This window comes from Polycladomyces subterraneus, from assembly GCF_030433435.1.
Lineage (GTDB): Bacteria > Bacillota > Bacilli > Thermoactinomycetales > JIR-001 > Polycladomyces > Polycladomyces subterraneus.
Genome location: NZ_JANRHH010000004.1, coordinates 43,504 through 55,463, shown reverse-complemented (window position 1 = coordinate 55,463; position 11,960 = coordinate 43,504). Strand labels below are relative to the sequence as shown.

10 protein-coding genes are annotated in these 11,960 nt (G+C 53.9%); all 10 read left to right on the top strand.

Annotation, left to right across the window (positions count from 1 at the left end):
* Nucleotides 1-12 precede the first annotated feature (12 nt).
* The 10 genes from rpoZ (at nucleotide 13) to NWF35_RS00675 (ending at nucleotide 11,707) form a co-directional block, all read left to right on the top strand.
* Nucleotides 13-216, top strand: coding sequence for a DNA-directed RNA polymerase subunit omega (gene rpoZ / locus NWF35_RS00720; RefSeq protein ID WP_301237189.1), 204 nt, complete (start codon nucleotides 13-15; stop codon nucleotides 214-216).
* 142 nt (nucleotides 217-358) lie between these two features.
* The gene (gene coaBC / locus NWF35_RS00715) at nucleotides 359-1,561 is read left to right on the top strand and encodes a bifunctional phosphopantothenoylcysteine decarboxylase/phosphopantothenate--cysteine ligase CoaBC (protein ID WP_301237188.1); all 1,203 of its coding nucleotides are present in this window, start codon (nucleotides 359-361) and stop codon (nucleotides 1,559-1,561) included.
* Nucleotides 1,551-3,998: a primosomal protein N' gene (gene priA, locus NWF35_RS00710; RefSeq protein ID WP_301237187.1), complete on the top strand. Its 2,448-nt coding sequence runs from the start codon at nucleotides 1,551-1,553 to the stop codon at nucleotides 3,996-3,998. The genes coaBC and priA overlap by 11 nt, the downstream gene beginning before the upstream one ends.
* A gap of 16 nt (nucleotides 3,999-4,014) precedes the next feature.
* On the top strand, nucleotides 4,015-4,494 hold the full coding sequence (gene def, locus NWF35_RS00705; RefSeq protein ID WP_301237186.1) for a peptide deformylase: 480 nt from the start codon (nucleotides 4,015-4,017) through the stop codon (nucleotides 4,492-4,494).
* Nucleotides 4,495-4,517: 23 nt separating this feature from the next.
* Entirely contained in the window at nucleotides 4,518-5,441 is a 924-nt protein-coding gene (gene fmt, locus NWF35_RS00700) for a methionyl-tRNA formyltransferase (RefSeq protein ID WP_301237208.1), read from the top strand.
* Nucleotides 5,438-6,799, top strand: coding sequence for a 16S rRNA (cytosine(967)-C(5))-methyltransferase RsmB (rsmB, locus tag NWF35_RS00695; protein WP_301237185.1), 1,362 nt, complete (start codon nucleotides 5,438-5,440; stop codon nucleotides 6,797-6,799). Before fmt ends, rsmB begins: the two co-directional genes overlap by 4 nt.
* Before the next feature lie 74 nt (nucleotides 6,800-6,873).
* Nucleotides 6,874-7,680 (top strand): GAF domain-containing protein, encoded by an 807-nt coding sequence (locus tag NWF35_RS00690; protein WP_301237184.1) that lies wholly within the window; start codon nucleotides 6,874-6,876, stop codon nucleotides 7,678-7,680.
* Between the two features lie 124 nt (nucleotides 7,681-7,804).
* Complete coding sequence (locus tag NWF35_RS00685; RefSeq protein WP_301237207.1) at nucleotides 7,805-9,394, top strand: spore germination protein; 1,590 nt, start codon at nucleotides 7,805-7,807, stop codon at nucleotides 9,392-9,394.
* Complete coding sequence (locus tag NWF35_RS00680; protein ID WP_301237183.1) at nucleotides 9,391-10,548, top strand: GerAB/ArcD/ProY family transporter; 1,158 nt, start codon at nucleotides 9,391-9,393, stop codon at nucleotides 10,546-10,548. Before NWF35_RS00685 ends, NWF35_RS00680 begins: the two co-directional genes overlap by 4 nt.
* A complete protein-coding gene (locus NWF35_RS00675) occupies nucleotides 10,532-11,707 on the top strand; it encodes a Ger(x)C family spore germination protein (RefSeq protein ID WP_301237182.1) in 1,176 nt (391 codons plus the stop codon). Before NWF35_RS00680 ends, NWF35_RS00675 begins: the two co-directional genes overlap by 17 nt.
* Nucleotides 11,708-11,960: the final 253 nt, after the last annotated feature.

Below are 11,960 nucleotides of genomic sequence, written 5' to 3'. Positions count from 1 at the left end.
GAGGGTTGGAACATGCTCTATCCGTCGATAGACAAGTTGATGGAAAAAACAGACAGCAAATACTCGCTGGTGGTGTTGGCCGCCAAACGGGCGAGGCAGCTCCTGGACGGCACGAAACCAGGGATTGAACCCCGTTCCAACAAATATGTGGGTATAGCGCTCGAGGAAATCGCCGCTGATGTGGTGAAACCGCAAGAGGACGATACTACCAATTAAAAGAAATCGGAAAGCAACCGAAAACGAAGCGAGGAAGAAGAGGGACCGTTTTCCGGTCGGCTGATGCCATTGCGGCCCAGACTGCAGGAAAATGGGTCCCGTTCGCTTTGTATGGGATCGGGTTGATGAAGGAGGGCATCCCATGAAGGGGAAACGCATCGTGGTCGGCATCACCGGTGGGATCGCCGCTTACAAGGCTGCTGCGCTGGTCAGTGCGCTGGCGAAACTGGAGGCCGATGTTCGCGTGATCATGACCGAATCGGCCACCCGTTTCATTACCCCGCTCACACTGCAAACACTCTCGCGGCATCATGTGGCGGTGGATACCTTTGACGAGCGCGATCCGGCAGTGGTCTCTCATATTGATCTGGCCGATCATGCCGATCTATTCGTTATCGCCCCCGCTACGGCCAATCTGCTGGGGAAACTGGCGCACGGCTTGGGGGACGATATGCTGACGACGGCCTTATTGGCTACCCAAGCACCAGTGTTGATTGCTCCTGCGATGAACGTGCATATGTACGAAAATCCGATCGTCCAAGAAAACATAGCCAAATTGAAGCGGCTGGGCTATCACTTCATCGATCCTGGTGAAGGACAGCTGGCATGCGGTTACGTCGGCCGTGGGCGTATGGCGGAACCGGAGGAGATCGTCGAAAGAATTCGGGAACTCTTGGCGGAGCCGGTGACAGATCTCTCCGGCAAATGCGTGATCGTCACGGCAGGCCCCACCCGGGAGCCGATGGACCCTGTACGGTTTATTTCCAATCGTTCCTCCGGCAAGATGGGATACGCACTGGCGGAAGCCGCACGCGCTGCAGGAGCAGAAGTCGTCCTGATCAGCGGCCCCGTCTCTCTGAAGACGCCGCAGGGTGTCCGGCGGGTAGATGTGGGCACGGCAGATGAGATGCTGGAAGCCGTCCTGCGTGATTTGCCCCGGGCTGACGTGGTGATCAAGGCAGCGGCGGTGGCGGACTACCGGCCGGCACACGTGGCAGATTACAAGATTAAAAAGACCGGGGAGGAAATGGTTGTTCGACTGGAACGGACCCCGGACATCGCCCAAGAGGTGGGGCGACGCAAACAACCTCACCAGTTGCTGGTCGGATTCGCTGCGGAAACTGATCATGTCGCGACATACGCACAAGACAAACTGAAGCGAAAGAATATGGACCTCATCGTTGCCAACGACGTCACACTGCCCGGTGCCGGGTTTGACGGTGATACCAACATTGTCACCGTCTACGACAGAGACGGGGAAGTACTCCGTTTGCCGATGCTGTCCAAGCGGGAAGTGGCCCGGCGGCTGATCGGCTTGATCGGAGAGAGGTTGCATGCGCGCTGATCGGCGGATTGCTCGTGTGATTGTCGACGTGCCAAGCAAGGAAACAGATCGGCCGTTTGATTATGAAGTGCCCGATTCCCTGCTTGCAGACACCGAGATTGGTTCTCGGGTGAAGGTGCCGTTCGGACCGCGAACCGTGATGGGATATGTAGTCGATCTCACAACTGCCCTCTCCGCATCTCTCACCCGGTTGAAAGCCATCATCGATGTACTGGATGTCACCCCACCGCTTACTCCCGAATTGGTCCGGTTGGCATTTTGGCTGTCCGAAGTCTACCTATGCCGGAAGATTACCGCTTTGCATGCCATGGTGCCCGCGGTGCTGAAAGGACGGTACCACCGCATGTTGCGCGTCCATCCGCATGCTCCACCGGCAACCGCGTTGCCCGACGCAGAGCGGCAACTGATTGAGCGCATCGAGTCGAAACAGGAGGTACCGCTGTCGCAGGCGTTGACGTGGCCAGGTGTGAATCGGACCATCATTCGTCGACTAATCCGGGAAAAGCGGTTGTTGCTGGTTGAACATGTGGGGGACCGTGCAACATTGCGAACTGTCACATGGGTGAAACCGGCGCTTTCGTCGGACGAGCTGTCCCGATGCTTGGCGGACATCCCCGCCCGATCCGTTCGTCAGCGTGCGGTGTTGGAACAATTCATTCACCATCCGGAAGAAATCCCCCTCCCGGATTTGCTCACCCGAGCGGGAACTACCCGTTCCGTCGTCGGGAAGTTGGTGGAAAAAGGGTGGCTCACCTGGGAGGAACGCGAGGTTTACCGGGACCCATACGGTGAACACGCGTTTGAACACAAGCCGCCTTTGCCGTTGACGGATCAGCAACAACAGGCATTGGACACCATTCTTTCCGCGTTGAACAGTAACAAGGAGCGCACCATTCTGTTGCATGGGGTGACGGGAAGCGGCAAAACGGAGGTCTATTTGCAGGCGATCGATGCCACCATCCGGCAGGGGAAGCAGGCGATTGTGCTGGTTCCGGAGATTTCGCTCACACCGCAAATGGTGAAACGGTTCAAGGAGCGATTCGGCTCCGAGGTTGCGGTCTTGCACAGTGGATTGTCCGACGGCGAGCGGTATGATGAGTGGCGCAAAATCCGCTCTGGCGAGGTGCGGGTGGCGATTGGGGCACGTTCGGCCATTTTCGCCCCGTTTGAACAGTTGGGATTGATCATCATCGACGAGGAGCACGAGTCCAGTTACAAACAAGAGGAACAGCCCAAATACCACGCCCGTGACGTTGCGCTGTGGCGCGCCCGGGAGCATGGGGCTACGGTGGTACTGGGCTCGGCCACTCCCGCCGTGGAAAGCTATTTTTTAGCCCGGACGGGCGTGTATGAGTGGGTCACCCTTCCTCAACGGGTAAACAATCGCCCATTTCCCACGGTGGATGTGGTGGACATGCGGGAGGAATTGCGCCAGGGAAACCGATCCCTGTTCAGCCGCAAGTTGCGCACGTCCCTCACCCTATGTGTCGAACGGGGGGAACAGGCCGTCTTGCTTCTGAATCGACGGGGTTACTCCACGTTTGTGCTCTGCCGGGATTGTGGAGAAGCGATGACGTGTCCGCACTGCGACATTTCGCTCACCTATCACCAAACCAATCGCACCCTGCGTTGTCACTATTGCGGGTATGCGACACAAGTTCCCTCCACCTGTCCCGCATGCGGCGGTACGCACATTCGTTATTTTGGCACGGGTACCCAACGGGTGGAAGAAGAGTTGGCCCGTCTGTTTCCTGGAATACGGGTGATTCGGATGGATGTGGACACAACCAACCGAAAGGGAGCACACGAGCGCCTGTTGAAAGCTTTCGGTAGCGGCCAGGCAGACGTACTGTTGGGGACACAGATGATCGCCAAAGGGCTGGATTTCCCTCGAGTGACACTGGTAGGTGTCATCGCGGCGGACACTTCGCTGTATTTGCCGGATTTCCGTGCCGCTGAGCGGACATTCCAATTGCTGATGCAGGTGAGCGGTCGTGCTGGTCGCCATCAATTGCCTGGGCGAGTGGTGATCCAGACCTACAATCCCGAACACTACAGTGTGGATCTGGCGGCTCGTTACCAGGTGGAGTCGTTTTACCGGCAGGAATGTCGGTTGCGCAAACAACACCGGTATCCACCGTTTTGCGGTTTGTTTACGGTATTGTTGACGCACCCGGACCGAGCGCTGTTGATGCGTTCTGCTCACCTGGCAGCCAACAGGTTGCAGCAGGACCGGTTGCCCGGTGTGGAAGTGTTGGGTCCGGTGCCGGCGCCGATCCCCCGTTTGAAAGATCGGTATCGAATGCAGGTGATGGTGAAATATAATGTAGAAACGGATTCCGTGGCAGATTTAATGCACCGGTTGCGTGAACTGGAAGATATATTGGACGATCCCCGGCTGAAATGGAGCGTGGACCGGGACGGCCGGATTGATTAAGAAGGAGGCGAAGCGCATGGCCATCAGAAGAATCGTCAAATATCCCGATCCGATTTTGAAAGAAAAGGCAAAACCGGTCACCAAATTTAATGAGCGTCTGCACAAATTGCTCGATGATATGGCGGAAACGATGTACGACGCCAAGGGAGTGGGCTTGGCAGCACCCCAAGTGGGCATTTCCAAACGCGTCATCGTGGTTGATGACGGAAACGGACTGATCGAAGTGGTCAATCCTGAATTGGTGGATATGAAGGGTGAACAATTATCGCCGCCGGAGGGCTGCCTGAGCATTCCAGGATTGCTGGGTGTCGTGCGCCGCGCCTACCAATTGCGGGTTAAAGGGCAAGATCGCTACGGACAGCCGTTCGAGATGGAAGCGGAAGATTATTTGGCCCGTATTTTCCAGCATGAAGTGGACCATTTGAACGGCATCCTGTTCATTGATATCGCCGAACGCGTATTCCGGCCGGATGAAGAGGAGGAAGTAGAAGCGTGAGTGAAAAACCTCGCATTTTGTTCATGGGCACCCCGGATTTCGCGGTGCCTTCTTTGCAGGTGCTGGTAGAACAAGCCTATCCGATCGTCGGTGTTGTGACGCAACCTGATCGTCCCAAAGGACGCAAACAAGTGTTGACCCCGCCGCCCGTCAAAACGGCGGCACTCTCTTACGGCATCCCTGTCTTTCAACCGGAAAAATTGCGCGATCCGACAGCTTTACAGGAGATTTTGGCACTGAAACCGGATTTGGTGGTCACCGCCGCCTATGGACAATTGCTCCCGTCCGAATTGTTGGAAGCGCCGCGATGGGGTTGCATTAACGTACACGCTTCGCTGTTGCCCAAATATCGGGGTGGGGCGCCGATCCACCATGCGTTGATCAATGGTGAGAAAGAGACGGGGGTCACCATCATGTACATGGTGGAGCAATTGGATGCCGGCGATATTCTGTCACAACGGGCCATCCCAATCGAAGAAACGGATCACGTCGGTTCGCTTCACGACAAATTGAGCCGTTTGGGAGCGGAACTGTTGATGGAGACGATCCCTGCATTGTTGGCAGGGAAGATTCAACCGGTGCCACAGGATGAATCCCTGGTTACATATGCACCCAACATTCGGCGGGAGGATGAGCGGATCGATTGGTCCAAGCCGGCCCGTGCCATTTTCAACCGGGTACGCGGTTTGCACCCGTGGCCGGTAGCGTTTACGATGTGGCAGGGGAAACCATTGAAAGTGTGGTGGGTCGAGGTCGCCGATGTCCAGCATGATTCGGTGCCGGGAACGGTGCTGAACGTTGAGGAGGACGGCATTACCGTCGCCGCCGGAGAAGGGGCTGTCGTCATTCAAGAGTTGCAACCGTCCGGCAAGAAGCGGATGACAGTGGCGCAATTCGTGCGCGGTCGCAATATGGAGCCGGGTGAACGTTTGGGGGACAGGGAATGAAACGGCGCAAATCAGCCAGGGAAGTGGCATTGGATGTGCTGATCGCAGTGGAAACACGCGATGCCTACAGTAACCTGGTGTTGGACCATGCATTGGATGAGGCGGATTTGTCACCGCGCGATCGCGGTTTGGCCACGGAACTGGTATATGGCACCATTCAGAGGCGAAAAACGTTGGACTGGCTGCTGGATGCACTGGTGAAAAAAGGGGTGGATTCACTCCAGCCGTGGGTGCGTCAGCTATTGCGGATGGGTGTTTATCAATTGGTGTACCTGGATCGGATTCCCGCCAGGGCAGCCGTACACGAGACTGTGGAGATCGCCAAAAAACGGGGGCATCGCGGGATCAGCGGCTTGGTCAACGGTGTAATGCGGGCATTGCTGCGTCAACCGTCTGTTCCTGAACCGCCAACGTCCATGCCGACAGTTGAACGTCTGGCGATCACCACCTCTCATCCGGAATGGTTGGTTCGGCGGATGATCGACGTATATGGCGAACCGACCGCCACCGCGATTTTGGAAGCGAACAATCGGCCTCCCGCTACCGGACTGCGCGTCAATCGACTCAAAGCAGATCGGGACACGGTCCTGAAACGGCTGGCGGAGGCCCGCCCGGAGGCGACAGTGGAACCTTCCCCCGTTTCCGTGCAGGCAATCCGTTACCGAGGCGGGGGTAGTCCCGCCCGTTTGCCCGGATTTGAGGAGGGGTATTTCACCATTCAGGATGAAGCTTCCATGCTGGTGGCTGAGGTGGTGGCCCCCCGTCCGGGTTGGCGTGGCTTGGACGCTTGTGCAGCACCGGGAGGCAAAACGACCCACTTGGCCGAGTTGATGAACAACCGCGGCCACATCCTTGCCTGCGATATCCATGCGCACAAAGTGGATTTAATCCGTGATCATGCTACAAGGCTCGGCATCACCATCATCGAAGCCCGCCAAGCGGATGCCAGGAAATTGGATACATCTGAACCAGAGTTTGATTTTGTCCTGTTGGATGCGCCTTGTTCCGGCTTGGGCGTGATCCGCCGCAAACCGGATATCAAGTGGAGCAAAGAAGCCGAAAATATCGAGCCGTTGATTGCTCTGCAGCGGGAATTGCTGGATGCGGTGAGCCGAATGGTTCGGCCAGGCGGTATATTGGTCTACAGCACGTGTACATTGGAGCCACGGGAAAACGAGGAACAGGTGCGATCGTTTCTTGCACGTCATCCCGAATTTCGGGCGGATGAACAATTGCCGCGATTGTTATCGGAGACGGTGGTCAAGCACTGTTGGGTGGAGTCGGGAATGGTCAAATTGTTGCCGCATCAGTTGAACACGGATGGTTTTTTCATCACCCGCATGATAAAACAAAAATAGAGACTATATGTCGCCGGTGGGTGGCTCCCGGGTCCTGCCGGCGATTTTTGGAAAAAAAGGTGGTGAAACAGCCGATGGATACGGATCTGGGGTTTATTGTAAAAGTGATCATCAATAACCCGTTACTCACCTACGCCTTGCTCGCGTTGATGGTCACGGTGGCTGTCGTCTTCGTTTGGCGGGCCAAAAAAGGGGACCGGATTGCACTCTGGGGGATTGTCATCGAACCGCATAAAACGCTTCATGAATTGAAGGAAACCAACGAACGCATGTCCCATGAATACAAGCGCGCCCAGATGGTGATCGAATCGGTCAAGACGCTTTCCGAGGAAATTGCCGTTGTTCTTTACGGTTCCCAGGAGGATTTTGAACAGCAGCGAAGAGCCATTTATACGTATTTTCTATCTCAACTCGTCGCCGTCATGACCGTGAACAAGGCCAACAACCCGCGTGTTTGCGTGTTTGTCTCCGCTGGTGACGGCACACTCAAGGTGCATGAAGCCGCGGCGCACACACCGGAGGGCATGAAGAAGTTGCGGTTGCCGATCGACGATTCGGCAGCAGGGTATACATACCGCACGGGCGAGGTCTATTTTTCCGGCGACATCCACGCACCAGGGAACCGATTCAAAGCGCATCCCAAAGCGCAAAAAGTGTATCATTCCCTGATATGTGTGCCGATCAAGATGGGAGAACAGGTCATCGGCATCCTCAGTGTGACGGGAGATGAACAGAAAACATACTCGGATGCGGAAAAAACGTATTTGCAGGCATTTGCCAATGTGCTGGCGCCCTTATTACATCTGGAATTGCACCGTTCCCCATGGGGGCACTCCAAAGAAGAAACTAACGGTCACGAAACGTTAGTGGTACAAACATAATGGATTGATATTCCCATTTCTGACTGATGATTGGAAATTGCAAGACTTGACCTGATGCTAGGCATCAGGTCTTCTTTTTTCCTTGGTATGGTTTTTTTGGCAAGCGGGGATGTTAAGAGTGGTGATGATCATGGAACAACAGGGTAACAAATGGACACGCAAACGCACGCGCAAAAAGGCGGAAAAACTGGAACAGCAAGCGGAGCAAAAGGTGAAGGAGCGGGTGGAAGATACCGCCGTCACGCCGGATGCGGAGAAAAACGCCCAATATCTGGTCAAATTGTTGGGAGATAGTGCTGACGTCATCTCACGCGTTTTCACCATTCAATACGCACCGGATCGCAAAGCATCCGTTTTATACATCGACGGTCTGGTCAACATGGCTATTGTGGATCAGTTCATTCTTCATCCGTTGATGGTGGAAGGAGAACGCTTGAAAGTCAAGACGGACTTATGGCAGATGGTCAATGAGAGCTTGGTGCAGACCGGTGAGATGAAGCGGTCGACCAAAATGCAGGAAATCGTCAACGGCTTATTGTCGGGAGATACCATTTTGTTTTTGGACGGATCCGATACCGGTTTGATCATTGGCACGCGCGGATGGGAAAAACGAGGGGTCAGCGAACCGCGTGCGGAAGCGGTGATTCGTGGTCCGCGTGAAGGACTGACTGAAACAATCCGTATCAACACCTCCATGATTCGCCGGCGATTGAAAGATCCCGACTTGCGGTTGAAAAACTACATGGTCGGCAAACGGACGAAAACCAACGTCTCCCTTTTCTACATCGAGGGCGTGGCAGATCCAAAAGTTGTACAAGAAGTGGAGAATCGGATACAGAACATTCAAATTGACGGTGTATTGGAATCGGGATATATCGAGGAATTGATTCAGGATCAGATTTGGACACCGTTTCCTCAGTTGCAAAACACCGAACGACCGGATGCGGTCGTGGGTCATTTGCTGGAAGGGAAAGTGGCCATTTTAGTTGACGGTACGCCGAACACATTGATCGCGCCGGCGGTGTTTACCCAGTTCTATTACAGTCCCGAAGATTATTATGAGCGATACTTGATTACGTCATTTTTGCGGATGATCCGTTTGCTGAGTTTGCTTATCGCGATGTTGTTACCTGCGCTTTACATTGCTTTTGTATCGTTTCACCCGGAGATGATCCCGTCCAAATTGGCGATCGCAATGGCCGCGGGTAGGGCGACGGTGCCGTTCCCTTCCATCGTCGAAGCGCTGATCATGGAGACCAGTGTAGAGGTGTTACGGGAGGCGAGCATCCGACTGCCGGGTCCGATCGGTCCGACGATCGGGATCGTGGGGGCTTTGGTGATCGGGGATGCGGCGGTGTCAGCCGGGCTCGTCAGTCCTGCGATGGTGATCATCGTCGGGTTGACGACGATCAGTTCGTACGCTAACCCCTATTACAACGCTGCTATCTCACTCCGTCTGATCCGCTTTCCGCTGATGATCGTGGCATCCATCCTCGGGTTGTACGGCATCACGCTTGCGTTGATGCTCATGTTGTTGCACCTGGTGCAATTAAAGTCGTTCGGGGTGCCCTATTTGGCACCGTTTTCACCAATCAACTGGACCGATTTGAAAGACACATTAATCCGGGTACCGTGGCAATGGATGAAGGATCGGCCCAAAATTATCAAGCCCGGCGATACGCAGCGACAAGAAGAAGGAGGGAACACAACTTGAACTCGTCATCCAAGCAAATGACGCAAAAGACGGTTTCCACCTATCAAGCCTTCGCCTTGATCACGTCTGCGATGATCGGGGTTGGGGTGCTCTCCATGCCGCAGGGTGTCGCAAAAGATGCGGGAACGGACGGGGTGTGGATCTTTCCGTTGGGTGGAATGTTGGTCGCTTTGGGGACTTTTTTTATTACGAAATTGGGGCTGCGGTTTCCTGATCAGCACTTTGTCCAGTACATTCCCCGCATTCTCGGAAGCAAGCGGGCTCCTTGGTTGGGAAAAATCATGGCGGCTCCGTTGATCGTCATCAGCGTTCTTCTCTGGCTGTTGACATCCGCCTTGGTCAGCCGTCTATTTGGCGAGGGTCTGGTCGCCATGGTTTTGCCACGAACACCTCTTCCATTTATCATTTTTTCCATGATCGCGGTGGGAGCGGTCGTTGCAGCCCAACGAACAGAAGTAATCGCACGGTTCAACGAGTTTTTGTTACCGTTTTTGTTCATTCCGTTTGTGTTGAACCTCATTACCTGGTTACAGCGGGGTGAATTGGAAAACCTGCTTCCGCTTTTTCAGGTCGATCTGACACAATTGCTGCGTGGCTTGTTGACCAGCTTTTTCGCATTTGCCGGATTTGAGCTTGTGCTTAACTATATGCCCGATTACCAACAGCCACAAAAAGCGATGATCGGACATATGACAGGGATCTCCGTTGTGACTCTATTGTATTGGACCACGTTCATGGCTTCGCTCGCCACCTTCGGCCCGTTTGAATTGGTGCGAATGACATATCCCACGTACGAATTGATCAAGGTGGCGAGTATTCCCGGCCATATTCTGGAGCGGCTGGAATCAGCGATCGTCACCGTCTGGATGGTTGCTGTGTTCACCACTTTGATCATCAACCTCAATACGGCTATCAATACGACGATGGTGGCGTTTCGGTGGCCAGATCGGTTTCGCAAATGGATCGCCTTGGGGTGCGTCCCCGTTTTGTATGTGATTGCAATCTGGCCGCCTGATATGAAAACCGCATTTCTCGTACGGGATTGGATCGGAATCGTATTGATTGGATACGCCCTTCTTGTTTCCGCTTTTTTGTTGATCATCGCCGTCATTCGCAAGATCAAAGGAGGGACCGAGGATGTGGCGCCTTCATGATCATCCGTCGTGGAAATTGGCTAAGTGCATCGGTCGCCTTCGATTGTTTCGCGGTATGATGGTATGGATATTGTTGGTGGCATTGCTGACGGGGTGTTGGGACCAGCGTGAAATCGAGGAACGGACATCGGTCCTCGCGCTGGCGGTTGATCAAGACCCGGCAGGATACAAAGTCTCCGTCCAAGTGCCCAATCCACTCAAGATTTTCGGTGCCGGTGGTGGCGGAGGGGGAGGAGGGGAAGATGCCGTGCAGATGCTGACCGGGAAAGGGAAAACGCTCATGGAAGCGATGAATGACATTCAAAACCAGACGAACCAAGAGGTGTTTCTGGGTCATGCCCGTTTGGTCTTGATCGGAGAAAAAGTGGCGAAAAAAGGGATTTTGCCGTTGATGGACGGTTTCCGGCGGCATCCTCTCATCCGCAGACGGCTCTGGCCCTTGGTCGTAAAAGGGGAGGCCCAATCCGTGTTGCAGGTGAAAACCAAATTGGAACAAGTTCCTACTGTATATATCATGGACATGGTGGACAGCGGGGTCAGAGACGGCAGCATGGCCGACATGACAATGGGGAGGATATTCAAAGCCTTATTCAACCCGGCGTTGAATCCATATCTCAACTATATTAAAGCCGAGAAGGACACGGTGCGATGGCTGGGGCTGGCTTTGTTCAAAAAGGACAAAATGGTAGGCACGCTCAATACGCAAGAAAGCGCTATTTTATTGCAAGCCAAAGAATCCAAAACAGGCGATCCCGTCAGCGTTCCTTGTCCCGATGGAAAAGGGGAAATCGTGTTTCAGCCGACCAGAGTGAAAACCAAATATCAAATCAACAAAACGAAAGGCAATGTTTGTATTCACGTCCGTATACTTGTCAACGGGGAGATTTCGGAAAAAACGTGTCCGATTGATCTCAGCCAAGACGGGCATATTGAGAAGGTGGAAAACACAGTGGGGCAATGGTATGAACGTATGGGAAACAGTGTGTTGCGAAAAACACAAAAGGAATGGAAAACGGATGTGTTTGGGTTTGGCAATGAAATACGCGCTTTTCATCCGGATATTTGGAAATCACTCAATTGGAACAAGCAATACCCAAATGCTCAGATTGATCTAAAGTATCAGGTGGAAAACCGACGATTCGGATTGGATGTCAAATGACGAGTGAACAGGGAGTACAGGGACATGTCCAAATTCATTCAATCCCGACACGTCAGGAATGATCAGTGATAACTGGGACCATTTTGGTGGGATTGTTCACGTAGCCGCAAGGGGTGATTGTGAGAAACATTTCTTCCACGGATCTCGTTTGCTGTTGTGCCCTTTGCTTATTGGATGGGTATGTTGGCCAAACAATATCTTCGATGTGTTCCGTTTTGCCGATTGATGGTCACACACCCGGTATCGCATGCAG